Genomic DNA, 24,116 nt, shown 5'->3' on the forward strand with positions numbered 1-24,116 from the left:
GGCTAGGTCATCTCCGGGGACTCAGGCCCATGCTCGCACAGGATCCTCATCAACGCGGCCGTGTCGTTCGTTTGCCGCGATATCGTGATCAATGGGCGCTTGCTCAAGGCATTGGCTTTTCTTGCTTCGTTCGTCTTATCGTCGCCGTATGATCGTACGAGAACAACAGCATCACCAAGGAAGGAACTTCATGAAAGCGCGCTCGTTGCCTGTTCTTCTCGCCGTCCTGACACTGGCGGGCTGCGCTACGTCGCCTACCGGGCGCTCGCAGTTGATGATGGTGTCCGACAATCACATGAGTCAGCTTGGCTTGTCGTCGTTCAACGACATGCGTAAGCAAGGCAAGTTCGTGGATATGCCACGCGAGCGCACCTACGCCACCTGCGTTGCCGACGCTCTGATTGGCGTGCTGCCCACGCCTTGGAACACCCAGGCGTGGGAGGTGCAGATTGTCGACGACGACAGCGCCAACGCATTTGCTTTGCCTGGTGGACGTATCGGCGTCAACAAAGGCATGTTCAAAGTCGCCACGGACCAGGACCAGCTTGCCGTCGTGCTGGGGCATGAGCTGTCGCATGTGGTGGCACGGCATGGTGCCGAGCGCCTCTCCGACAACATGGCAGCCCAGGCTGCTGTTGCCGCAGGAACCATCTACGCTGGAAGCCGTGGCACCGACGCGGGCTATGCGGCCGCTGCGCTGGGTCTCGGCGCTGAAGTAGGCATCCTGCTGCCATTCTCGCGCACCCAGGAAAGCGAGGCAGACACCCTGGGGCAGCGATATATGGCACAAGCCGGCTTCGATCCGCGCGCTGCCGCGACGCTATGGCAGAAGATGGCGGACCAAGGTGGCGCCAAGCCACCGGCATTTCTCTCGACGCATCCGGCGCCGGGAAATCGCGCGCAAGTATTGGGTCAGCAGGCGCAGGCACTGATGCCTGTCTATGAGAACGCGCAAGCGACTGGGCATAAACCTGACTGCATCATGTAAAGCGGTAATCAACAGGCATGCATTGATGGTTGGGTTGGGGATTGAAGCTGAGGCCCAGAACGCTGATCGCTAAGGAGCCGTACGCCATTGCGCGGCGTGCTCCTGGATAAGCTGCCAGAGTTGGTTCGCCACTGGCCCGTGTGGACGATCCTGGCGACGCGCAGCCACCAGTTCTTCCACGCTGCCAGGCAGGTATCGGCCTGCGAGGGATATCAGGCTACCTTTCCGCAGCTCCTTCTCGATGAGGAAGCGAGGCAGGTGCCCCCAGGCCATGCCCTGCAGGATGACTTCCTTCTTCATGAGTTGATCGGCGACCGTGCATTGCGGCGCGCCATCCACCACAAAATAGTCGCGTGCCTCCGGGCTTTGCGCCGTGTCACGCATGATGCATTGCGTGTACTCGCTCAATTGCTCGCGCCGTATCGAACGCGTCGTGCGAAATGACAGAAAGCCCGGTGCCGCTACGGGTATGAACGGCACCGGGCACAGGTCCACCCATTCAATCCGCGCATCGTGCTTGTCCACGCGATGGAAGATCAGGTCGGCGTCGTCATTGAAGAGGCGTTCCCACGGGCCCGTGACTGCCTCGAAATGGAGATGCAGTCGAGTGCTGGGGTGCTGTGCAAAGAAACTGCCTAGCAGGCGCAACGTCTGTTGCAATGGGCACATGTCCCCAATCACTACTCGCAGTTCACTTTCCGCTCCCATGGCCAGTTGTGCGGTGTGAGCGTGCAGGCCTTCCAGTTCGCGTAGAAGCGATTGTGCGCGGCGATGAAAGGACAGGCCGGCTGCGGTGAGTTGTACCCGGTAGCCGCCACGCTCCAACAACACGAACCCCAGCTGCCGCTCGAGCTTGGCGACAGCGGCAAACACCGCCGGGTGCGAGCGGTTCATTCGCTGTGCGGCGGCTTGAAAGCCGCCTTCCTTGACCACGGCATCGAAGCATTGGAGGTCGTGCAGGGTAAAGGCGCTCATGTCCGAAATTCCTACAGAGATGTTCCAAACTTTGTAATTTATACCTGAGGCGACGGCGCTTAGCATCCTCACCCGAACCGAGCCCTTGCCCGGCCCCATCCTGAGGAGCGCAGCGCCATGAATGACACCACTTACATCACCACCGGCGACGGGTACCGTCTGGCCTACCGCCTTGATGGCGAAGAGACGAAGCCGGTACTCGTCCTTTCAAACTCCATCGGTACGACGCTGCACATGTGGGACGGCCAAATACCCGCGCTGACCCAGCACTTTCGCGTCCTTCGCTACGATGGCCGCGGCCACGGCGGCTCGGATGCTCCGGCAGGCGCCTATTCGATGGATCGGCTTGGCCGCGACGTGATTGAGTTGCTTGATGCGCTCGACATCGAGCGTGCGCACTTTCTTGGCTTGTCGCTTGGTGGCTTCGTCGGGCAATGGCTTGGCATCTACGCGCCGGATCGCATCGGTCAACTTATTCTGAGTAATACCTCAGCCCACCTGGGGCCTGCCAGCGAGTTCGATGCACGCATCGCCGCATTGAAGACATCGCCCGATATGGCCGCTGTGGCGCAGGCCTTTCTGGCCAATTGGTTTCCGGCGCATATGCTCGAAGCAAGTGACCCCGCCGTCGAGCCGTTTCGGGACATGCTGCTCGCCACTACTCCTCAAGGGCTGGCAGGTTCCTATGCGGCGGTACGAGACAGCGACATGCGGCGCACGATCGCGCTCATTACCCGTCCCACCTTGGTGATCGCAGGCACCGACGATACGGTCACACTGGCAAGTCATGGCGAGCACATTGCATCGACTGTGCCGGGCGCACGCCTGGTGATGCTGCCGGCTGTCCACCTGCCCAACGTGGAGCATCCGGATCTGTATGCACGCACGGTGGTGGACTTCTTGATGGAAGACCGGGCTGCATGAAGGGTTGAGACGGGCACAGATGATTTAACGGCGCGATCATCAAATCAACACGCCGATGGTGGTTCGAGGGCGTAAGTTTGCGGCGATATCGCGAGCACAGCTTGCGATATCGCTGCGTGCAAGGGGTTCGGGTATCCGTTGGATACCCGTTCAGAGCGCCACTCGACGCGGCAGAACCCTTTTGCGCTCCTCTTCTCGACCTGACTTCGAAGTAACCCAACGCAGATCTTCAGAAACCGGAGGTGGGTTATGTCCAGGTGTGATGAAAGATCCCGCTTCACGCATATCCATGCGGGTACGGCGCGGGCATCGCTGGTTTGCAAAGAGGGACCAAGCTGGAACACGAACATAAAGATGGTTGCCAAGCTTGTCGCATTCGGGATTGCTTGTGCCATGGCGCCCCATGCTGCCGCGCAGGCAAGCGGCAACTACAGCTTTGATGCGGAAGCCGATGACATCACCGGTACCGTGACCTGCGCTGATGGATCGGTAAACACGATCGCCCCTGATGTTCAGGACGTCACGGATCAAAGTGGCGGCAACTATCGAGAGAATTCGCAAGAGCCCATCACCGCATGCGGAAAGACCATCGCATCATTGAGCAACGGTCTTGCGATCAGCGATGCCGATGACACGACGTCACAAGATGGCGGATTCGGAGAGATCAACGAGGGCGCGGGCAGCCTGCTGGGCGGCATCGTCAGCTGGAGCGCTCTTCAGTCGGCACTGGAATGCGACAGTGCCAGTCTTGGTGCCGCCACATGCTGGGCTCCCACGCAGTTCGCGGCGCTGGCGATTGATGGACAACCAGTGGCTCAAAGCATTTCGCCCGGCGCAACGTACAACTTGACCCAACTGACGGTCCTGGGCTCGAACTGTACAGGTGTCGAGTTGTTCACCGGTCAGGTGACCCTGCAAGAGGTGACTCAACGCACCCACTCGACCACCGAATCCGTCGACGTGGTTGCCATCCATCTCAAAGGTTCCTCGACGTGCGTTGGCCTTCCTCTGGGAACGACACAGTACGACCTGTCTGTCGCAGGACCCTATGTCCAAATGAACCTCGTTAGCGGTGATGTGCCGATCACCAATGGCGGCGACAAGGGAACCAATGTCGCCGAGCCTGCGCTCATCAATCCATGGGGGACTCAGCTGACTTATACGGATGCAGCCTATGCTCCGCCTGGAACCTCCGGCAACTATGCGTCGTATGGCCTGCCAAGTTATTAGCCGGCGTTGAGGTACTTTGTGCAACGAAGGGGAAGAGTGCTTTTCTAGGGTAGAGAAGAGCACTCAACCCCTTTTCCTTTCGGCGTATTGCACAAGCGGGAGTTACACAGGTGATGCCAATCCAATGGGCGCTTGGCGCATTCGCTGGCAGCCTGGTGGGTTTCACACTCGGCCTCGTGGGAGGCGGCGGCTCGATCCTGGCCGTCCCTCTTATGGTCTACCTGGTCGGCGTCAGCGACCCACATGTCGCCATGGGTACCAGTGCCATGGCGGTGGCGCCCAACGCGCTGATTGGCCTGACCCATCACGCTCGCAACAACCATGTGAAATGGCGATGCGCCTTGCTATTCGCTACAGCGGGCGTCGCTGGGGCTTGGCTAGGTTCGTTGGGTGGTAAAGCGATGGACGGGCAGCAGCTGCTCGCTCTCTTTGCCTTGCTCATGCTGGTGGTGGCTGCATTGATGTTTCGTTCGCGCGGGCAGGAGGGCGACCCGGCCGTTGTGTTGAATCGTGCCAACGCACCCAAGCTGCTGGCGTCGGGCGCAGCAACGGGTGCGCTCTCTGGCTTCTTCGGCATCGGCGGGGGATTTCTTGTCGTGCCTGGCCTTATTGCGTCCACCGGCATGCCCATTCTGTTTGCGGTGGGCTCTTCATTGGTGGCCGTCACGGCCTTCGGCTTGACCACCGCGATCAGCTATGCCAGCTCAGGACTGATCAACTGGCCGCTGGCGGCGAGTTTCATTGCCGGTGGCGCCTTGGGCAGCCTGCTGGGCACTCGCTTGGCGGAAAGGCTGGCCGATCGCAAGGGTATGCTCACCTTGACCCTCGCCGTGCTCATCATTGCGGTTGCGCTATTCATGCTGTATCGCTCAGCCGCGCAGTTCGGTTGGCTTTAGTGGTTCCATGGGGCGCTTTGTCATCGTTCCCCGCGGCAGGCATCACGGTCCGCGACGTATGCTCTGATTCATAACGATCAAAGAAGGGGAGGCCGATGCCACACCGTCACCGCGAGCGCCACGTTATCGAACGCATCGGTTGGCTTCGCGCGGCGGTGCTCGGCGCCAATGACGGCATCGTGTCCACCGCAAGCCTGGTGATGGGCGTCGCGGCGGCTCACGCCACCCGGCCGTCCATCCTGGTCGCCGGTATCGCCGGCCTGGTCGCCGGCGCCATGGCTATGGCGGCGGGCGAGTATGTGTCGGTCCACTCGCAGGCAGATAGCGAAAAAGCCGACCTGGCTCGCGAAAGCAAGGAGCTGGAAACCGATGTTGAAGGCGAGCACAAGGAGCTGGCAGCGATCTACGTCAAGCGTGGACTGGATCCGCAGTTGGCCCGTCAGGTGGCCGAGCAGTTGATGGCGCACAACGCGCTTGATGCGCATATGCGCGATGAGCTTGGCATCACTGAAGCGCTCAAGGCACGCCCCCTGCAGGCTGCGGCCGCCTCGGCGGTAAGCTTCGCCGCCGGTGCAGCATTGCCGCTACTGGTGGTTCTGCTCGTTTCGGTGAAGGGGCTGCTGATATGGGTCTTTGTCACCGCGCTGATCTTCCTGGCGGTGCTCGGCGGTATTGCTGCACGTACCGGTGGTGCCAGTGTCCGCACGGGTGCGCTACGCATAACCTTTTGGGGCGCGCTGGCGATGGCCATTACCACCGGTGTGGGCATGTTGTTCGGGGGCGTGGCTTGAGGCGGGCATTACCATCACGCATGGCAGGGCGTGGGTGAGCGGCCTATCTGCACATCCCGAGCTGATTTGCGCTCAATGCTTGCCGGTTAGCGAAGTCAGATTGCCGTTTCGGTCAAAGCCTTGAGTACTGTCTTGTGACCTGCCAATCACGCCGGGCCCACTAGCATGCTGTCGCGCCGCTGAGCCATGCCCACGCCCAGGAGCTGATCATGAGCTATTACTTCTCAAAGCAGCTGAGCATGGATTTCGAGCAGGCCATCGAGCGCGTCACAGAGGCGCTCAAGCAAGAAGGCTTTGGCATCATTTCGACCATTGACGTACAGGACACGCTGAAGAAGAAAATCAACGTCGATTTTCGTCCCTACCGAATCCTTGGCGCTTGTAATCCGAAGCTCGTTTACGAAGCCCTTTCCGTTGAGGATAAGGTGGGCACCATGTTGCCGTGCAACGTCGTGGTACAAGCGCGGGAAGATGGAACCATCGAGGTGGCCGCTGTCGATCCGGTGGCGTCGATGCAAGCCATCTCCAACCCGAAGCTCGAAGCAACGGCTGGGGGCGTCCGCAGCAAGCTCAAGAAGGTCATCGATTCGCTCTAGCCGCCGTATTCGTCGTCATATCGCCAGGCTCACCTAAGGGAGGGGTTTGCTTTGAATATGTATCGCGCGACGCTGATCTTCGTGTTTACGCTGGCAACCGGCACGGGCGCTGCCCTGGCAACTACTGCCGACACCGTAGCAGTGAACAACGCTTCGACGATGACGCGGGAGGACGTCGCGCACATCATCGACAACCATCGCATGATCGTCTCGCCGCAAGGTGTGGATGAAACAGTCATGTTGCGCATCGGTGGTATCGACCAATGGGTGTCCATTCGTGGCAAGGATCGCCGCAATCCGATTCTGTTATTCCTGCATGGTGGCCCGGCAGCGCCCGCGATGGCGGAGTCGTACATGTTCCAGCGGCCCTGGGAGGACTACTTCACCGTCGTGCAGTGGGACCAGCGCGGCGCCGGCAAGACGTATCGCGCCAATACAGAGGCCGCGATGACGTCGGGCCTGAGCATCGAGGGCATGACCGACGACGCGGCGCAACTGGTGCAATACCTGCGTGAGCACTACAGCAAGCAGAAGATTTTTCTGCTTGGACATTCCTGGGGCACCATCCTTGGTGTAAATCTCGCGCAGCGTCACCCCGAATGGTTCTACGCGTATATATCGGCTGGCCAGGTAGTGAACACCCACCGCAACGAAGAAATCAGCTATGCGTTTGCCTTGCGTCGCGCCAGAGAAGAAGGCAATCAGACGGCCATTCGCGAGCTGGAAGCGATAGCGCCATACCCAGGCACCGGCAAAATGACAGCGGCTCGCATTGGTGTGCGTGGCAAGTGGGAGACGTATTACGGTGGCCTTGCATGGGGTCGCAAGGATCACAAGTACGAGGACGATGCCGAGCAGCTCTCGCCGGACTATAGTCGCGAGGACCTGGAGGCCATGGGGAAAAGCAGGCTGTATTCATTGAATCGTCTGCTGCCGCTGGCGCTGAATGTCGATTTCGATCACGTCACCACGTTCGGTTGCCCGGTGCTCGTGTTCGTTGGTGCGCACGACTACACCACGCCGTTTGAGCTTGCCGAGGAATGGTTTGGCCACATCGAGGCGCCATCGAAAAAGCTGGTGACCTTCGCCGATTCGGCGCACATGATGATGCTGGAGCAGCCCGGTCGTTTCCTGACCCATCTGGTGACCGATGCGCTGCCGCTCGCGCAGCAGGCGGGAGATGTGGCGCCGGCGGAGGCTGTGCGTGAAAGGTAGCGTGCGAGTTCTTGTCGAGGACAAACCAGCTGGCCGGTTGCCCCCTTGCCGCACCTTTGCAACGAAGCTAGATTCCGAAAAACGCCCGCAACCCAGGAAGGATTGCCATGGTCACGCAGAAACTCCCTGTAGCATCGCTACTCTGCATCGCCGTTTTGTCTTCCTCCATGGCATTCGCCGATGATGATCTTTCGCAGAAGACCATTCCGACGGATGCGCCGACCGGCAAGGTGGCGATGGTTCGCGTCGATGACCCGGGCAAAAGTGTCGACCGCGGCTTCAATACGCCCACCGACGACGGCCGACCCGGTGAGTATTACTTTGCGCTTGGCGTGCAAGCGGTGAAGAAGGGTGACTATGAGCACGCCATCGCCATGTACAAAGTGGCTGCCTCGTGGGCGTACAAGCCAGCCGAATACAACCTTGGCGTGATGTACCTGAGCGGCCAGGGGACACCCGTCGACCTGCCTCGCGCGTTGGCATGGATGGCACTTGCCGCCGAGCGCAATGATCCCCAGTACGTGCATGCGCGCCAACTGGTATACCAAAACCTGACGCCGGAGCAGTATCAGCAGGCTAATGTGATCTGGCGCGAGCTGCTGCCCACCTATGGTGACGAGCATGCATTGGCGCGCGCCAAATCACGCTGGCGTGAAGCACTCAGTGACGCCACGGGTTCTCGCGTTGGTTCGTCCGCAGCACCCGTACAGGTGGGCGGTGTCGATGGCACGGCCAGCCACATTCGCTCTGCGAACTACGACGTGCACGACCACGGCCACGTCGGAACCAGTGCGGTCGAGCTGGTCGGGGCGCACAAGGCGGACGGCTCCACGGCGTACCAGACGCTCCGCACTTCGGATAATCCGTACGATGCAAAGGTGATGCCGGTGAGCGGTCAGGTACAGGTGGGTGATGTGTCGACCGTGGACCCGAAGGAGGGCGCGGCAACCAAAGACCAGAACAAGGACGGCGAGGGCCATCCTTGAAGGGTCGACGAGAGCCATTGCCGCGCAGCCGCGGCAATGGATGAGAGTCCGCGATGCGCTGCAGCGATCAACGCTACATAGGGCCAAGCCGTTGTCGACGCCAATTCCTCAAGTCCGTCGCGTCCCTGGTGGGTTCTATCGAGCCACGTTCTGATGCGACATGCTCAGCGAAGTCATAAATGTCTCGAGATCGCGGTTGAATTCGTCTGGCTGATCAAAGAACACCGCATGTGCAGCGTTATGTATGGCGATGAACTTTCCTGATGGAAGCATATCGAGCATATGGCGCTGCTGTTCCAGCAAGGGACTCTTGTCCGAAGCGACCACCAGCGTTGGCTTCAGGAACTGACGCAAAGCCGGTCGACGATCGGTGGTAAACATGTCCTGGACCAGCATGGATATGCCGACATCGGATGGCGTCTTCATCGCTTCATCGTCCAGTTGTTCATAGACTCGCGGCGACGTGGGTGTGCTGATGATCGCGTGCATCAAGCCGTCCACATAGCTTCGTGGTTGGCTCGAATAGGTGGGGATGCCGTGCAGAACCGTGGAGACAAACCCGGCATTTTCCTGCACGTCGGCGGTGCCTGAGCTCGCAGGGCTATCCACCAGAACCAATCCGCTGACTGCGTCGGTACCGAAGCGCGCCACATAGGCACACACGTCTTGCGCGCCCTGTGACCAACCCACCATGACCACGTTGCGCAGCTTCAATTGCGCGATCAGGTGATCAATATCCGATGCTCGATTTTCAGGGGCGTTACCGGTCGTAACGACGGTCGACCCGCCCTGTGAGCGTGAATTTATCGCGATGACGCGATATCCATGCGCTGCAAAGTAGTCGATCTGTTTGTTCCAGATGGCCGCGCTTATGGTCCAGCCGGGTATCAGCAACAACGCATGCTGGGCGTTTTCCGGCCCTGCTGCCAGGTAGTGAATGTGTACGCCATCGTCGACGTCGGCAACTTTCTCAAGAGGCGCAGCGCCTGCGCTTCCCGCGATGGCCAACAGAACAAGCGACCAGAGCCAGCAGATTGATCTCATATCCCACTCCTGGTTTGCGCATGGCAAGAAGATCAGGCTAGCGGGAAATACCTGGATGGGAATGAGGCGCTCAGTGCAACAGGGACTTGCGCCACAAGTCCGCTTTGGCCTGATTAAAAATGGGGGAAAGCTAGATAGGCAAGAAACCCTACCCGGTAGAGCGGAAGGCACTCTGCTCCCGCCACTCACTTTCTTCAACCCCCATGCTTCACAGAGGCCGTTTCAAATGGTGCAGCAGCAGCAGGGGGCACCAACGGCGCCACGGGTCTGCTTGCACGTCGCCGCAGCGAAGGCGTTAGCGGCGACGGGTGCGCCGTCGACCCATCACAATATGCGTGACGAACATCACTGGCATGGCCAGGCCCAGCCCCCAGTGGGTGATCGAGCTGATGCCTCGCCAGTGGTCATCGGTGAGGTAATAGAGCAGGTAGCCGGTCACGATCAGCAACCCCAGAGCCGCCACCGCAATGCCGCCAGAGATACGCTGCCGTCTCGTGTGCCAGCCGGCCACGATATGCACGCCCCATACGAGGCCAAAGCTCCACAGTGCCGCAAAGGCAAACACAGCGTGCAAACGCAACCACCATGGTTCGAGCGGATGGGGCGTATCGCCGAACTCGCCCTTGCTCATGAACGCGTAATGGAACAACAGCCATAGCGCACCACTGAGCCAAAGCAACCAGCCCACCGTGTAGACGAAATAGCGGCGTTGGCGTGACAGCCGCAGGGGTGCCCGGTGCTGGCCGATGACGCTGTGGGGAGGGAGATGTTTCGTCATGGGGTGGCACCGATGCCGATCCAGCGCCCGCTTGCGTCCTGAAGATAGGCGACGGCATCGAACTGTTGAAGGATAGCCGCGCTCGCTTCGCCCAGGGCCAGCACGACCTTGGTCAGCGCGTCGGCATGCATGCAGCGTGCGGTGACGACCGTAGCCACCTTGTCTAGGCCGGTGTCGACGTGCTGCCTGGCATCGATATGGGGGCCCCTGCCTTGGGTGGCATAAGCGCGGCCGCTGCTGGTGGCGACGGCGGCTTCGCCGATTTCCAGGACGGGGACGTGACTGGGGTTCGTTTCGTCGGTGGCAATGGCGATGCGGTGCGGGCCCTCGCCCAGCGTGCGCAAATCACCACCTGCATTGACGCAGCCGTGGGTCACACCACGGGCGCGCAATGCGTCGATGGCGCAGTCCACCGCATAACCTTTGGCGATGCCGCCAAGATCAATCCATGCCGCACGCCGAAGGCGGATGTAACCCGCATCATCGAGTTCGATGTCTTCCCAGCTGGCATCCGCCGTCGCAGGGGTTTCGGTGGCTGGCATGGGCAGCAAACCACGATCCACCAATCGCTTGCCGACCGTAACGTCGAACGCCCCGCCGCTGAGGGCCGACAACCTCAACGCTTCGCGCAGCACGTCGGCTGTCTGCTTGTCTACCGGTACCCATTGGCCAGGGCCGGCAGCGTGCAGACGCGAGATATCGCTCCCGCTTTCGTGAAAGCTCATCAGCGTATGGGCGCGCGCCACCGCATCGAAGGCTGCGCCGATGGCCGCATGCGCGGCGGCATCGTCGTCGTGTTCAACGCGGATAGTGACCGTGGTGCCCAGTAATGGGCGTGCACGCTCAATGTGGCTGCTTGGAGAGCACGAGGTCATAGGTTGTCAGCAGGCGTTTGATACCGTCGGTGATGTGGCGACTCGACAGCGTGGCACCCGAAATGTTCTGGATGTCGGTGCCCAGCTTGAGCGGCGCGGCGTGCGTCTTGCCGGTGAACTGTGCACGCCAGGCTTGGTTGCGCACCTGGTCACCGTAGGTTTCGCGGTACTCGAGAATTTCGACGGACTTCACCGCGCCCTGGTCGTCCAGCGCCAGTGCAAACGGAATGAACTCGTGCTTGCCCACCACCTGGTCTGCAATAAACCAGCCGCCGGTGGAGACGCGCCAGGCCTTGAGGTTGGGGCTGAGCACGTTGACGTCAGTGGCCTTTTCAATGGCCTTCATCTGCTCTTGCGTGAGTGTCACGAAGTCCGGCGTGAACGTGGCGCCGGGGAACATTTGCGCCTGGGCCTGCTCGACGCTCATGTACACGGTCGCCTGCGCCGGTGCGGCGACGACGAGTGCATAGGCGGGGATCAACAAAAAGCGGGTTTTCATGGCGATGCCTCAGAAATACCAGCCGGCTTTGACGCGAACGCGATACCGCTCAAAGTCGTTGTCGTAGATACGGCCGCCAACAATGGCGCCGGGCACGGTGTCCGCATGGTGTGTCGCCCACGGGAGTTGTTCGAGGAACGTGGCGGTCAGAAAGAAACTCTTGCCGCCGTAGTGGATCACGGGGCCAACGAAGTAACCGTCGTTGGACTCGTTGCTGAAGTTGTAGCTGTTGTATTCGTGCTCGTTGAGGAACTCGATGCCTGCCGACCAGTTGGGCGCAAAGCGATACGAAGCGGCAAGGTTGAGATTGACGTCGGTCTCTTCCTGCCAGCGCTTGTGGGTCATCGCGTCATCGGCCCAGTCGTAACGCAACTCTGGCGCATAGGTGAAATTGAGGGCCGTCACCAGGCGATCGTCGAGAAAGTTCTTTTGCAGGATCAACTTTGTTTCCAGCTCACGGAACTGGGGGCCGACGGTCGGTTCCACATAGACGGCCACGCCGAGCGGGTCGGTGTAGGGACTCCAGATGCGATAGATCGCCTCGCCCGAGAAACCGACAAAACGCCTGGCGTTGTAGTGATCATCCGGGCCCGGGCGGTCGTAGGAGAGCGGCTCAGGCGGCGTGGTCTCTTCGAACGGGCCATTGTGAAAGGCGCGGGCCCATACGTAGTTGGCATAGAACGCCAGCTGCAGTCTGTCGGTCGCCCCACACTCGAACGCCGTGCGGCCGTCGATCTGGTCGAAGTAGCCGGCCACCTTCTGGTGGCGCCAGGTGGCCCACTGCTCAATTTCTTTCGCGCCCTGGGGAAGGAGGTCGGTGGTGTAGACGTAACCGAACGCGGCTTCTTCCGCGTGAAGCGTGCTGCCCATGCTGACCCCGAACAGGCCTGCTGCCACGACGAGACAAGCACCGGCGCGGATGCACCGGTAGAACGGGAAATGCATGAGACGGCATCCTTGGGTCAGGGCAAACGGATGCGTAATTTTAAATAAGAGTAATTCGCGTTTGCAATCCGGCTATCGCGAATCGCAGGAAATTGCGCGCATTGGGCGGCGGGCGCGTTTCGGGGCGAGAGCAGGCGAGTCGGGTATGGGCCCTGGAAAGCCCAGGTAGGGGCAGGGCAGCGTGCGCCTCTGGTGCGGGAAAACTACGCCGATTGTTTTGGCTGCCACGAGTTATGGCGGACAGCCAGTAGCTGGCCGCATGCTGGCGATATAGCTTTCGGCAGCTTACCCACCCCTCCAGGAGCCCCTGCATGTACACCAAGACCCTCTACGCCGGCTGGGGCGACATGGATTTCAACTCACACATGCGCAATACCGCCTATCTGGACAAGACGGCGGATGTACGGCAGATGTTCCTGAAGGAACACGGATTTCCGTTGGAAGAATTTGTGCGCTTGAGGGTCGGCCCGGTCGTCATGAAAGACGAGATCGAGTACTTCAAGGAAGTGGGCCTGCTGCAGGAGATCACGGTCACCTATGCCATTGCAGGCCATTCCGACGATGGCAGTCGCTTCCTGCTTCGGCACGAAATCTTTCGCGCGGACGGGAAGCTCAGTGCGCGCGTCACCAGTGCGGGAGGGTGGCTCGATCTCACTGAGCGCAAGCTCATTGCACCGCCGCCACAACTGATTGCCGCGATGAATTCGCTCGAAAGGACGAGCGACTTTGTGGTGCTGCCTTCGAGCATCAAAGCGCGCGTTTGAACGTTCGCTGGTGATGGCTACAAAAGAGAGAGCGGTGCAGCAGAGGAAGCGCCGATAACCTCTCAACCTAGGGCCATGCGTTTGAGCGGAAGCGTGGTCACGCTCAAGTTTCTTTCCCCCATGCGATGTAGCGGCAAACGCTGACAGGCGCTGCGTACTCGCGTTTGCTAACGTCGGCCTGTCGCTTGCGCCGTTGCTTTCGGGGCATCGTGGGCGACCACAGCAAGCCTGCTGTGAGTAGCGCGGGCCGCATGAGCGGACACTCATACGACCCGCTAACCATCAACAACTTAACAGGAGTTGATCATGGCTACGCCAGATCATACGTCACGTTCGCACCCGCCCTAGTCCCCCTTCGGCACCGTCACCCGACATCCCGATCATTCAGCGGCCGCGAGGATACCGTTGAGACTGCTCCGGTCCGTTAATGCGTCGACAAAGCCGCAGGCACTGCCATGCGCGACGTATGACGGAGGGCTTGGAACGGAGGCCACACAAGGGTTTCAACGACATGCCGGGATGCCCGGACACGGGCCAAGGGTGACTCACCAACGTCCGATGATCCGCCCCCGTGGCGTATCGGCCCGCACGGCGATACGCCACACCTGGGACTTCACGGACAGCAAAACCGGGTTTTACCTTACACGGAAGGCGGCGAGCGCCTAGCCGTCGATCCGCCATTTCTGATCACCGGGAAAGGGCAGGGCACAGCACTGCTGACGCCTGCTTTGGGACTTACGCGCTAGCCGGCAGACGTAAGTACAGGCGCAAAGCCGCCACCCGGCGTTCTGAAGTTGGTGGTCTGGCCCTGATACAGGCGTGCCGCGTACAACAATGGCTGCCCTTGGTAGGCATAGCAGCGGATATCGGTCTTCAGCGGTTCGTCGACGTTGGGCGTGTGTCGCTCACTCGGCGGCACCAAAGCCTGCGCGATGTAGGTGCCTTCGCCAATGCTTTCCCATACGCGGCGCGTCAGCTTGTCGCCACGGTAGCTCGCCTTGCTGCCGAAGCCTGCCGCTGGTTTGAAGAAGAGTTCGCGTCGGCGATGCCACAGTTCATCCCGATTCTCCGGCGTCACCAGGATCGTCGCCGGCACGGCCTCCGCGAGTGTGTCGATGACGTGGTCGGGAGTACCCGTGCTCTGCAGAAACGCCCTGTCGCCCAGCAGCGCCAGATTTCGCTTGTCGGCGTAGAGCGCGTGCGCGCGTGGATGGGGTGAAAGAACAACTTCACCCGCAAGATAGCTGGCGCGGATGACTTCGTGGCCGGGTTCTGCAAAAGAGAAATCGGTCAACCGGTTGTAGATCATGTCCACGGCTTTGCCGTGAACCCAGAGACGGCCATCTCGACGCTCGAGCTCGATCGGATCGCAGATCGTGGCGTCGATACCGTGTCGAAGAAACAGCTCACGGAACAGCAGAAACTCGGGATAGAGATACTGGGTGGTTGGGTCTGCGTCGACAATCGCGATGGAGCTGAGCGGCCGGCTACCGCGCTGCAACTTCCACTCGTGTCGCATGCTCTCCAAAACGTGCTGCTCGGCTTTCGCCACGTCGGTGGAAGCGCTGATGATGTCCTGCATGCACTGATGCACGGTGTCACCCGCGAGCGTATTCAGCAGGGCGCCACCAGGATTGGTGTTGATCTCAATCAGCCGAGGCCCCGTGGGCGTGATATGAAAGTCCAGCCCAAGCATGCCACCCGGCGATCCAGGATCGAATTGCGCAATCGCCGGTGCCCATGAGAGTACTTTCGCCTGATAGCCAGGCAACGCGACCACAACCTCAACCGCCGCAACCATGCGATCGATCGCCGCCAGGTGCTCCCGCGCTACGTACACGGGCAACGCAGCAAACAGATGAGGGTGGGAATCGGCAGAGGTGACTGGCAGTCCATGCGCGCCGATGGCGGCCGTCAACGCAGCATGCATGGCGTCGGGCGCCAGGGCCACGCAATGGCAAACGCGATTGAGCGCCTCCATGGGGCCCGGGCTCCCAAGCGCAACATTGCAGGCAGCTGGACGCATATTGGATGGATCGTCGATGGTGGTGGCCATGTTGTATCCCTACGAATGTGTTCTGGACACCTCAGGTGGGTCGTTCGTTCCCACCATCGCAGGCGGATTTGTTACTCGTATGGTGACCGGTCGCTGGCAATGGCGAGTCGGGTGAGGTGAGCCATCTTTCGACTGCGAGTGCCACCAATGCGCCTGCAGTTTGCGACGCAACGAAGCCGGCCACATCGTTCGGGCGAATCCCTGCGAAAGTCTGGGTTAGTGAGCGTGCCAATGCGACCGCTGGATTGGCGAACGAGGTGCTTGCCGTGAACCAATACGCTGCAAAGATGTAGCTAGCCACCAGGGCCGGAATGGCAGTCGGACGGTGCCGTGCGCCGAACAGGATGGTTATCAGCAATCCAAATGTCGCGACACCCTCGCTGATCCATTGGGCAAACCCCGTTCGCGTGTGGGTGCCCAGTTGAATCAGTGGTTGGTTAAACATTGCGTGGGCCAATAACACGCCGGTGATCGCTGCAATGATTTGAACAAGTACATATGCGCCAGTGTCGCGGCGACTGATATCGCCGCGTAAGTGCATCACCAGCGTGACCGCAGGATTGAAGTGGGCGCCGGATATGGGGCCGAAGAGCACAATCAAAACATAGAGCGCGCAGGCGGTTGCACCGGCGTTCGCGAGCAGTGCAACGGCGTTGTTCCCGTTGGCCAGCATCACGCCCATGATGCCGGACCCAACGACAGTGGCCAGCAGCAGCGCCGTTCCAAGAAATTCTGCGACCAGCTTGCGCGAAAGGCCCATCACAGCTCCGATAGAAGCTGCTTTACGCGCGCTGCAATGTCATCTCGCACGGCGCGATAGCCGGCATCATCCATGTGCTTGGGATCGGGCAGGCCCCAATCTTCGCGTCGCTTGGCGGGTACCCAAGGGCAGTTGTCACCACAGCCCATCGTAACAACGGCGTCGAAGTCGCCAGTGATGTCACTCAGCGACTTGGAGGCATGCGTAGTCAGGTCATAGTCCAGTTCGCTCATGAACCGGATCGCCTTGGGATTGATGACGCCAGAGGGCTTGGAGCCGGCGCTAAGCGCTTCGACCTCCTTGCCGCCGTAAAGGTGCGCGAAGGCTTCAGCCATTTGGCTGCGATTGGCGTTTTCAACGCAAACAAACAGGACGCGCTTCATGTTGGCTAACCCGGAGGAAGGTTTCGTGGCAAAAGGACAACACGCTGCGAGTCCCTTGGTTCATCGTGCGCTTCGGCGTGGACGTGGCGTACAGAGTGGGGCGGGACTGCAGTCGACCCCGTCAGCGCAGCAGTTTTCGGTGAGATAAGTCAGCAAGGCATTCATCTGATCGAAGTTTGCCGTGACACGGATAACCCGTCCTTCGCGCTCGTCCTGCACCATGGAGGCCATGCGCAACACATTAAGGTGCGCTGTCAGCGTGGCAGGGGGCACATCGAGTTCGTCACGCAACTCGCCCACAGACAAGCCGGCAGGTCCGGCCTTCACCAAACGGCGAAACGCAGCCAGCCTCGTTTCGTGGCTCAATGCATTAAGGGCGGCGAGGGCGCTATCCATCTTCATATTTCTACTATTCCAGAAATTAGGAACTATTGCAAAATCGACCATTGAGGTGTTTAGGGGCTCCGAAGGAACAATGACAGGTCGCATTCTTTCCCGGTCGGCACATCAATCGGGTACAGCTGTCATGGAGCTCTGCCTTGCCGGGAGGTGCTGCCGTTACGGTTGGTGTCTCATGCCCTGAGATGTCGTGCCGATAACGTCATGCCATGACCACTCGCGCCCAGCTCCAGAAAGCCCTGAATCGCATCGAGGCCTATCTGCCGCATCTGCTGGATACCTTCCCGGAGCCGGCGGAGTTCTGGCCGGCCTTCGCGGGCGAGGCCGAGGCCGTCATCGAAGGCGCGCCACCGGCGGATCACGAGTGGGTCTGCGACAAGCTCGAGAGTATGCTGGCCTTCCACGGGGCGCCGGCTCCGTAAAGGAGCGTGCCGTGTGCTACTCCGCACAGGTCTGGTCCGACTTTCAAAAGTACGAGCGCCTGGGCGGCAAGCTTGATATCAAGGCGTACGTAGAGCTGTTCTGGGAACGCAAGCGCAGTGGCGACTGGATCAAGGTGATCCCCAAGGGCATGCGCGATGGCTTCATGCACCCGCGCAATGCAAGCGAAGAAGAAGCCAAGGTGGCATCGCTGGCGGCTTATCGCACCGTGTCATTGGGGCTTGAAGAAGAGATCGCCAAACAGACCGAGCGCCTCGCCAAAGCCGAAGCCGTGCTGGCATCGCCCAAGCCGACCAAAACCGCAGCGAACGACAAGCGCGTAGCCACCAACAAAATCGAAGCAGCCAAAGAAAAGCTCGAAGAACTAGGTCGCTTCGCAGAAACCGACGGCTACGACCGCATCTGGCCCGGCCACTACTGCCCGGTACTGATCCGCGACCACGCGACAGGCGAGCGTCACATCGTACCCATGCGCTACCGCTGCCGCCTGCCCGGATGGACCGAGCAGATGGAGCGCGAGAAACCCGGCACCTACAACGCACGCCGCGACAAACTCTCCACCGTCTGGAAGCAACTCTTCGGCCACAACCACGGCGTCATCGTGGCCAGCCGCTTCTACGAAAGCATCTCGCTCCATCGCTTGCAGCATCGCGAACTGGTTCCCGGTGAACGCGACCTCGCAGTGGAAGTTGAGTTCGAACCCGAACCCGCGCAGGACATGTTCCTCGCCTGTCTGTGGCGGTACGTTGAAGGAGAGGGCGATCACTCCGGCTTCTACTCATTCGCTGCCATTACCCGCGATCCGCCGGCAGAGGTGGAAGCTGCAGGGCATGACCGATGCATCATCGCCATACGCCCCGAAAACCTGGACGCCTGGCTTGATCCAGACGCGAGTCATCTGTCAGCGATGTACGCGATTCTGGATGACCCGATAGATGTGTACTACCAGCACGAGTTGATGAAGAAGGGCGGTGATGGGGGGGATGAGTCGTATTCACCTGTAGAAAACGAAGAGAGGCCGAGGTTTTTCTGATAGAGGGAGACGCGCTCTTCCCTCATTCTTCAGATCAAGGAAAGTGCACTCCGACCCTGATGCTTCGACTGCGGCCGCCTATCGCTGCCAGTTTATGGCTGACCGATTGGGCGAGGCTTTTGCAATATCCAAGTCATGCCGTAGGTGGTCAGGTCTTCTTCTGGGTAGGTGGCGAGCAGCTGCTTGAATTCGTCCGATGCTCCCGCCTCTGGGAGAGTGAATCCACGCTGGGCTTCGTGAAAGAGCACTTGGAGCCCGGAGCCCTCGACCGCATCGTCGAACGCCTTAGGCGTCCAGCCGTTCAGGCTATCCAGAATATTGTCCACCTCATTCGGGACGCCTCCCTGATCGAGGATTGCTTGCCTGATTTGCTCGCGCGACATTAACAAATGCGCCCATGGCTTCATTAATCCAACGGTCCCTGGTAAGTGCGAGCCGCTGTCCGAGAAGTACAGAGGTGAGAACTGCAACAGGGCGATGCCGCCTGGGCGAAGCACGCGGTGGATCTCGATCAGCGCCCGGTCTGGATGGGGAATGTGCTCCATCACGTTCAGTGAGTACACCAAGTCGAAACTGGCGTCGTTAAAGTCTAGCGCCTCCGCGCTCATGGTAATAAGGCGCGTCCGGCGCATCACTTTGGGAATGTGCTCCGGATCAGCGAGCTGCGCCAGGCGGGGGATACGTTCGAGAACGGTCCTTTGAAGGCGAAAGGCTTCCTCAAGTCGCTGCCGTGGAGGAATCGGCGCCTCAGCGTCATATGTCGCGATATCAATGCCTGTCACCGAGGCGCCACTGTAGGCGGCCATCAATGCACTTAAATGACCCTCACCCGAACCAATCTCCAGCAGCTGGTGCGATGTATCGAAGGGATAACTGGACAGCGCCTCATAGAACTTTCCACCCCTCGGAGAAAAGATTGCCAACTTATCGTCCATTACGTACCGGTCCGGAAAGTCATCCGTGGCGACATCGATGATGCGCACGTCATACAGCGCGACATGGTGAACGGCTGGCGTGTTATCGCCGCAGGACGTCGATACCCGCAATTCAACATTGCGACCGCGATGTTGCTCAACGACTGCAGCTGGCAGTTCAAAATAGTAGTTTCCGTAGCCCGGAACAGGCTTGGTCGCGAGCACGTGCCCGTTGATGCGTACGGTCAACGTTGCGCTAGGTGTTGATGAGAGCGCGCGTATCACGAGGTAGGGCGAATGGAAGAGGCGATCCTCGACTGCGGTGTAGCACAGCACCCTATGACCAATCCAGCGAAACCCGTCAGGCAATTCGAGCTCTCCAAAACCTTGGCTGGCGGGTTTTCCGTAGACAAAGCCGAGCCCCTTCTGAAATAGGTCAGTACGTGGCAGCAGGGTGCGGCGAAGCAGGGCCATCGATTGCTGGAACATCCTTTGTCCTCTGGCGTGCAGATCAGTTGGCGGACGTACGAACCTAAAGACGCGGCCACGTTGGCTCGAATACGGGTTGCTTCAGGTGATTGCGTCTGACTGGGAGTATGGGCATCCGCTTCGAGCCAGAGGCGGACTGCATCAGCATATAGCGGATGGCGCACCCCAAACCAGTAAGACGGCGAACAAGATGTAGAAAAGGGGTTAGAGTGCTTTTCTTGTAGTGGGAAAGCACATTGACCTCCAATTGTGCGCCTACGTGCTGCGACTACTGCCTTAGGTCGATTCCGGCAACGCCCAAGACAAACCCGCCGGCAACGGCGGACCATAAAGAAAGTGCAGGACTCGGCGATGCATCGGAGACTGCGACTTGCTGGAAGAGTGAATCAGCAATGGCCGCATAACAAGCACACCGCCACGCGGCACCACGCATTTGATCCTGTGCCCGGCATGCCGACTGACCTCGGCGCTTGCCAGCCTGCCCTTGGCGTGGCTCCCTGGAACAACTTCTAGCGGCCCCGTCTCCGATGCATTCGCATCAAGTTGAAGACGCACTGCTATAAGGTCTTCGAGGAAGGGTGTAGGGGGCTGGGTAAACCAGACGTTTTCCTTCCTGGACCATCCTGACCAACCGTGAATATCGGCACGCTCGGATACGGGGACGCTTAAGTCTTGATGCGGCGTCACCGACCAATTTGCGACATCTCCTTTGGCAAACAAGGAGCATTGGACGGCGCGATGTCGTTCGCCGATTAGGCCCAGGCCAAGAAGGTGCTGATGCAGGACGTCCGCAGTGCGCGCAATGACTTGCTGGCCAAGCAAATCGCGTGATCCGGGTTTGCGTGGATCCCTGCTTGAGATCGCCTGGATCAGCTCATCGCATGCCTCCGGCGAGATCACGTCAGGAACGATGGTGAAGCCATCGTTTGGAAACGTCACTTCTTTTCCCTGAGGCACACGATTTCAAAAGCAAGGGTTGAGTTCATTTTCATAAGGTCAACTCTGCGCCTGTTCTGACAGGTGTTTTGGCACCATTTCTCTGCCGTTGTCTTGCCGAAGCTCAGGCTGTCCGAGGGTGAATGTGGCTCAATCCATTTCCGATGTTGCGCCGTGCACACTCCAGCGCGTAGCTCTGCTGCAGTTTGAGCCAACTCTGGACATCGGTGCAGAAGTAACGCGCCAGGCGCAGAGCGGTATCCGCGGTGATTCCACGTTGCTCGTTCACTATCTCGTTGATGCGTCCTGGCGTGACGTGGATTGCGCGTGCAAGTGCGTTGCTCGACAGCCCTATGGGGGCCATGAACTGTTCGCGCAGTATTTCACCGGGATGGACTGGGGGTAAAAGCTTTTTGGTCATGGTGCCCTCCATCAGTGGTAGTCCACGATTTCAACGTTGTAGGCATCGCCATGAAATCGTAAAGGGGATGGAGGTGCTTCAGGGAAGAATGTGTCGCCCAGTACCTGTAGGGGATCAGCGCTTTCTCACCTGCCAGCATGACGGCAACACAAAGAAAAAGCCCGCTCTCTCGAGCAGGCTTTTTCTTTGAATCGATGGTGGCCGGGGACGGAATCGAACCGCCGACACGGGGATTTTCAATCCCCTGCTCTACCAACTGAGCTACCCGGCCAAATCTTGTCCAGCAAACGTCGATGACGTCGCGTGGAGCCGTGCATTAAATCGGATGTGGGGCTCGGCGTCAAGACTTGGCGTCGGGGGCTACGTAGCCTTCGGGCTGTTTTACGTCGCCACCGAACAGGAATTTCTCCATTTCTTCGCTCAGAAACTGGCGCGATTTGGGGTCGAGCGGGTTGAGGCGGTATTCGTTGAGCAGCATGGTCTGGTGGGCCAGCCATTGCTGCCAGGCCTGCTTGGAGATTTCAGCGTAGATGCGCTGGCCAAGCGGGCCGGGCCAGGGGGCGAAATCGAGGCCTTCGGCGTCTTGGCCAAGCTTGGCGCAGTGGACGATGCGACTCATGCGGTGGGGCTCATGATGGGTGGTTCAAAGGTCCTGCAGCAGGCTGCGCACGGGGGCGGGCAGGCCGAGGGTGGCGCGTTCGCTGGCATCGCACCAGCGCAGGCCGGGATTATCGGCGATTTTTCGATGTGCCGTCGCTGCGTCGAATAGCAGCGGTTCTACTTGCAGGCGGTAGTGGCTGAATACGTGCACGAACGGCGTCAGCTGCTGCGCGTCGTCGATCTTCGCCAGCGTTTCCGCGGTGCGCCATGCGGTGTCGTGGTCGCTGGCTTCGGGCAGGCTCCATAGGCCGGACCACACGCCTTGCGGCCCGCGTCGCTCGAGCAGCACGCGGCCCTTGGCGTCGCGCAGTATCAGCATCACGGTGTCGCGTGTGGGGATGCGCTTGGTCGGCTTGGTGGTGGGCAGTTGCGCGGTGAGGTTGTCGCGCTTTGCTACGCAGCTTTCCGCAAGCGGGCAGGTATCGCACTGCGGCCGTGCGCGAACGCAAACGGTGGCGCCGAGATCCATGATGGCTTGCGTGTAGTCCGCCGTGCGTTTGGCCGGCATCAACGCATCGGCGTGCTGCCACAGCACGTTTTCCACCGCGCTTTGGCCGGGAAAACCGTGCACGCCGAGATAGCGTGTGAGTACGCGTTTGACGTTGCCGTCCAGTATGGGAAAACGCAGCCCGTGCGCTTGCGCAAGGATGGCACCTGCAGTGGAGCGGCCGATGCCGGGCAGGTCAGCGAGCGCATTGAAATCGCGCGGCAGTTCGCCACCGTGTTTCTCCACGCAGATCTGCGCGGCGCGCTGCAGGAAACGCGCGCGCCGGTAGTAGCCGAGGCCAGCCCACAGGGCGAGCACGGTGTCTTCTTCGGCGGCGGCGAGATCGCGCAGCGTGGGCAGTGCCGAGACAAAACGCTGGAAGTACGGAATGACCGTAACCACCTGCGTCTGCTGCAGCATCACTTCGGAAAGCCACACGCGATACGCATCGCGCGGGTGCTGCCAGGGCAGGTCTTTGCGGCCGTGGTGATCAAACCAGGCCAGTAGTGCTTGGGCAAACGGTGTCATGGCTTGCGCGTTGCCGCAGGTTTGGCAGGCGTGGGCTTGGCCGGTGTCGGTTGTGCGGGTGCTGCGACGGTGGCGGCAGGCGCGGGCACATCGGCGCCGGCCCTGATGGTGAGACCTTCGATGGTGTAGTCGCCGGATTCGATCTTGGCGATTTCGGCATGCCCGCTACCGGGCGGCACCGAGAGTTTCGGGCCGTCGTCGTGATCGAGCTGTGCCCACCAGCTGGTAAGTGCCAGCGGTGGAATCTGCAGGTCGGCGTGGTTGTCGGGGCCGTCGAGTTTCAGCGCCAGCATCAGCGGGCTGCTTTGGTCCGCTGGCATCAGCTTGAGTGAGGTGTCGTACTGGCCGGTGTCTGCGTGGTCGAGCTTGCCGGTGAGGCTGGCCGTGGCGTCTGCCGCGCCGCGCCAACGTGCGTCGCCGTCGAGCTGCAGCGTCAGTGTGGTGCTATGGGTGAAGTGCAGGGCGATGTCGTCCAGCTCCAGCGCGCCGCTCTTGACGCGCGGGGTGAGCGAGAGGCGCAACTGCGTGGGTACGTCGCGCGCATCCTTGGCGGAAACGGTGAGTACGAAGCGATGGCCGGCGGCAAGTCGGCCGGTTTCCAGTTCCATGTCACCCAGCAGCAGCTGGTTGCCGCGTACGAGGCTGCCACGTGTGATGTGGACGCCTGCATCGATGCGTGGAATGTCCGACGGTGGCGTGGCCGGGCCGGAGGGCAGGTCGTCGAGCCACGATTGCAGTGCGTCCAGGTCGACGCGTGGCGAGTCGATCTGCATCTTGGAGATCACGGTTTCGCCGCGAAACAGCGTGCGCCACGGCAGCGCGAGTGTGCCGCGCGAGGCCAGCAGAATCGGCAGGTTTGCGTTCTGCGCGCTGAGCGTGATGCCTTCCAACTCCAGTGCCGGGCGCGGGAACAAGGCCGGTGTGGCGGGGCTGGCGAGGCTAAGTTCCAGGCCCGCACTGCGCGCCTGGCTTTGCAGCATGGCGGTGATGCGCTCAGGCTGCAGCATCACGTGCACGGCGATAAGTGCAACCGCTACCAGCAGCAGCGTGGTGCTGCTGGCGATGAGTAAGGTGATGCGGAGCCAGCGCGGCACCGGGCGCGG

Annotated in this window: 27 protein-coding genes and 1 tRNA gene; 11 read left to right on the forward strand and 17 right to left on the reverse strand. The window is 60.4% G+C overall.

The window, feature by feature from the left end; all coding sequences use genetic code 11:
- Positions 1 to 190 precede the first annotated feature (190 nt).
- The gene (locus tag AC0GUR_RS10715) at positions 191 to 988 is read left to right on the forward strand and encodes a M48 family metallopeptidase (RefSeq protein WP_472877467.1); all 798 of its coding nucleotides are present in this window, start codon (positions 191 to 193) and stop codon (positions 986 to 988) included.
- A gap of 69 nt (positions 989 to 1,057) precedes the next feature.
- Here the strand turns inward: AC0GUR_RS10715 and AC0GUR_RS10720 are convergent, their stop codons facing one another.
- A complete protein-coding gene (locus tag AC0GUR_RS10720) occupies positions 1,058 to 1,963 on the reverse strand; it encodes a LysR family transcriptional regulator (protein WP_472877468.1) in 906 nt (301 codons plus the stop codon).
- A 117-nt stretch (positions 1,964 to 2,080) separates the two neighbouring features.
- On the opposite strand from AC0GUR_RS10720, the gene pcaD reads away from it, so the two are divergent.
- The 7 genes from pcaD (at position 2,081) to AC0GUR_RS10755 (ending at position 8,601) form a co-directional block, all read left to right on the forward strand.
- Positions 2,081 to 2,887, forward strand: coding sequence for a 3-oxoadipate enol-lactonase (pcaD, locus tag AC0GUR_RS10725; RefSeq protein ID WP_472877469.1), 807 nt, complete (start codon positions 2,081 to 2,083; stop codon positions 2,885 to 2,887).
- A gap of 354 nt (positions 2,888 to 3,241) precedes the next feature.
- Positions 3,242 to 4,117, forward strand: a complete 876-nt coding sequence (locus AC0GUR_RS10730) for a choice-of-anchor P family protein (protein ID WP_472877470.1) — start codon at positions 3,242 to 3,244, stop codon at positions 4,115 to 4,117.
- A gap of 113 nt (positions 4,118 to 4,230) precedes the next feature.
- Positions 4,231 to 5,013: a sulfite exporter TauE/SafE family protein gene (locus tag AC0GUR_RS10735; protein ID WP_472877471.1), complete on the forward strand. Its 783-nt coding sequence runs from the start codon at positions 4,231 to 4,233 to the stop codon at positions 5,011 to 5,013.
- 95 nt (positions 5,014 to 5,108) lie between these two features.
- A complete protein-coding gene (locus AC0GUR_RS10740) occupies positions 5,109 to 5,804 on the forward strand; it encodes a VIT1/CCC1 transporter family protein (RefSeq protein ID WP_472877472.1) in 696 nt (231 codons plus the stop codon).
- 239 nt (positions 5,805 to 6,043) lie between these two features.
- Entirely contained in the window at positions 6,044 to 6,400 is a 357-nt protein-coding gene (locus AC0GUR_RS10745) for a DUF302 domain-containing protein (RefSeq protein ID WP_472877473.1), read from the forward strand.
- A gap of 57 nt (positions 6,401 to 6,457) precedes the next feature.
- Positions 6,458 to 7,615 carry an alpha/beta fold hydrolase gene (locus tag AC0GUR_RS10750; RefSeq protein WP_472877677.1) on the forward strand — a complete coding sequence of 386 codons (1,158 nt, stop codon included), beginning with the start codon at positions 6,458 to 6,460 and terminating at the stop codon, positions 7,613 to 7,615.
- A 107-nt stretch (positions 7,616 to 7,722) separates the two neighbouring features.
- Complete coding sequence (locus AC0GUR_RS10755; RefSeq protein ID WP_472877474.1) at positions 7,723 to 8,601, forward strand: tetratricopeptide repeat protein; 879 nt, start codon at positions 7,723 to 7,725, stop codon at positions 8,599 to 8,601.
- A 135-nt stretch (positions 8,602 to 8,736) separates the two neighbouring features.
- On the opposite strand, the gene AC0GUR_RS10760 is transcribed toward AC0GUR_RS10755, so the two are convergent.
- The 5 genes from AC0GUR_RS10760 to AC0GUR_RS10780 form a co-directional block, all read right to left on the reverse strand.
- Positions 8,737 to 9,645: an alpha/beta fold hydrolase gene (locus tag AC0GUR_RS10760; RefSeq protein ID WP_472877475.1), complete on the reverse strand. Its 909-nt coding sequence runs from the start codon at positions 9,643 to 9,645 to the stop codon at positions 8,737 to 8,739.
- A gap of 295 nt (positions 9,646 to 9,940) precedes the next feature.
- Positions 9,941 to 10,423, reverse strand: a complete 483-nt coding sequence (locus AC0GUR_RS10765; RefSeq protein WP_472877476.1) for a hypothetical protein — start codon at positions 10,421 to 10,423, stop codon at positions 9,941 to 9,943.
- Complete coding sequence (locus AC0GUR_RS10770; RefSeq protein ID WP_472877477.1) at positions 10,420 to 11,298, reverse strand: FAD:protein FMN transferase; 879 nt, start codon at positions 11,296 to 11,298, stop codon at positions 10,420 to 10,422. Before AC0GUR_RS10770 ends, AC0GUR_RS10765 begins: the two co-directional genes overlap by 4 nt.
- Complete coding sequence (locus AC0GUR_RS10775) at positions 11,267 to 11,797, reverse strand: FMN-binding protein (protein WP_472877478.1); 531 nt, start codon at positions 11,795 to 11,797, stop codon at positions 11,267 to 11,269. The genes AC0GUR_RS10770 and AC0GUR_RS10775 overlap by 32 nt, the downstream gene beginning before the upstream one ends.
- A gap of 9 nt (positions 11,798 to 11,806) precedes the next feature.
- A complete protein-coding gene (locus AC0GUR_RS10780; protein ID WP_472877479.1) occupies positions 11,807 to 12,742 on the reverse strand; it encodes a DUF6662 family protein in 936 nt (311 codons plus the stop codon).
- Positions 12,743 to 13,053: 311 nt separating this feature from the next.
- Between AC0GUR_RS10780 and AC0GUR_RS10785 the strand changes: the two genes are divergently transcribed.
- Positions 13,054 to 13,506 (forward strand): thioesterase family protein, encoded by a 453-nt coding sequence (locus tag AC0GUR_RS10785; RefSeq protein WP_472877480.1) that lies wholly within the window; start codon positions 13,054 to 13,056, stop codon positions 13,504 to 13,506.
- A gap of 742 nt (positions 13,507 to 14,248) precedes the next feature.
- Here AC0GUR_RS10785 and AC0GUR_RS10790 read toward each other — a convergent pair.
- The 4 genes from AC0GUR_RS10790 to AC0GUR_RS10805 are packed head-to-tail and all read right to left on the reverse strand — an operon-like array spanning position 14,249 to position 17,107.
- Positions 14,249 to 15,562, reverse strand: coding sequence for a hypothetical protein (locus AC0GUR_RS10790; protein WP_472877481.1), 1,314 nt, complete (start codon positions 15,560 to 15,562; stop codon positions 14,249 to 14,251).
- 31 nt (positions 15,563 to 15,593) lie between these two features.
- Positions 15,594 to 16,322, reverse strand: a complete 729-nt coding sequence (locus AC0GUR_RS10795; RefSeq protein WP_472877482.1) for an aquaporin — start codon at positions 16,320 to 16,322, stop codon at positions 15,594 to 15,596.
- A complete protein-coding gene (locus AC0GUR_RS10800; protein WP_472877483.1) occupies positions 16,322 to 16,705 on the reverse strand; it encodes an arsenate reductase ArsC in 384 nt (127 codons plus the stop codon). Before AC0GUR_RS10800 ends, AC0GUR_RS10795 begins: the two co-directional genes overlap by 1 nt.
- A gap of 60 nt (positions 16,706 to 16,765) precedes the next feature.
- Positions 16,766 to 17,107 (reverse strand): ArsR/SmtB family transcription factor, encoded by a 342-nt coding sequence (locus AC0GUR_RS10805; RefSeq protein WP_472877484.1) that lies wholly within the window; start codon positions 17,105 to 17,107, stop codon positions 16,766 to 16,768.
- Between the two features lie 206 nt (positions 17,108 to 17,313).
- Here AC0GUR_RS10805 and AC0GUR_RS10810 point away from each other — a divergent pair, with 206 nt between their 5' ends.
- Both AC0GUR_RS10810 and AC0GUR_RS10815 read left to right on the forward strand, forming a co-directional pair.
- Positions 17,314 to 17,526 (forward strand): hypothetical protein, encoded by a 213-nt coding sequence (locus AC0GUR_RS10810; RefSeq protein ID WP_472877485.1) that lies wholly within the window; start codon positions 17,314 to 17,316, stop codon positions 17,524 to 17,526.
- 11 nt (positions 17,527 to 17,537) lie between these two features.
- Positions 17,538 to 18,578, forward strand: coding sequence for an SOS response-associated peptidase family protein (locus AC0GUR_RS10815; RefSeq protein ID WP_472877486.1), 1,041 nt, complete (start codon positions 17,538 to 17,540; stop codon positions 18,576 to 18,578).
- A 92-nt stretch (positions 18,579 to 18,670) separates the two neighbouring features.
- Here the strand turns inward: AC0GUR_RS10815 and AC0GUR_RS10820 are convergent, their stop codons facing one another.
- The 7 genes from AC0GUR_RS10820 to AC0GUR_RS10850 all read right to left on the reverse strand — a co-directional run bounded on the left by AC0GUR_RS10820 (position 18,671) and on the right by AC0GUR_RS10850 (position 24,107).
- Positions 18,671 to 19,981: a class I SAM-dependent methyltransferase gene (locus AC0GUR_RS10820; protein WP_472877487.1), complete on the reverse strand. Its 1,311-nt coding sequence runs from the start codon at positions 19,979 to 19,981 to the stop codon at positions 18,671 to 18,673.
- 276 nt (positions 19,982 to 20,257) lie between these two features.
- Positions 20,258 to 20,920: a phytanoyl-CoA dioxygenase family protein gene (locus AC0GUR_RS10825; RefSeq protein WP_472877488.1), complete on the reverse strand. Its 663-nt coding sequence runs from the start codon at positions 20,918 to 20,920 to the stop codon at positions 20,258 to 20,260.
- A gap of 121 nt (positions 20,921 to 21,041) precedes the next feature.
- Complete coding sequence (locus AC0GUR_RS10830) at positions 21,042 to 21,338, reverse strand: HigA family addiction module antitoxin (RefSeq protein WP_472877489.1); 297 nt, start codon at positions 21,336 to 21,338, stop codon at positions 21,042 to 21,044.
- A gap of 195 nt (positions 21,339 to 21,533) precedes the next feature.
- Positions 21,534 to 21,609: transfer RNA gene (locus AC0GUR_RS10835), tRNA-Phe, on the reverse strand.
- A 69-nt stretch (positions 21,610 to 21,678) separates the two neighbouring features.
- Complete coding sequence (locus AC0GUR_RS10840; protein WP_472877490.1) at positions 21,679 to 21,957, reverse strand: oxidative damage protection protein; 279 nt, start codon at positions 21,955 to 21,957, stop codon at positions 21,679 to 21,681.
- Between the two features lie 24 nt (positions 21,958 to 21,981).
- Complete coding sequence (mutY, locus tag AC0GUR_RS10845) at positions 21,982 to 23,013, reverse strand: A/G-specific adenine glycosylase (RefSeq protein ID WP_472877491.1); 1,032 nt, start codon at positions 23,011 to 23,013, stop codon at positions 21,982 to 21,984.
- A complete protein-coding gene (locus AC0GUR_RS10850; protein ID WP_472877492.1) occupies positions 23,010 to 24,107 on the reverse strand; it encodes an AsmA family protein in 1,098 nt (365 codons plus the stop codon). The genes mutY and AC0GUR_RS10850 overlap by 4 nt, the downstream gene beginning before the upstream one ends.
- Positions 24,108 to 24,116: the final 9 nt, after the last annotated feature.

This window comes from Dyella sp. PARNA 12/25 (genome assembly GCF_055702865.1).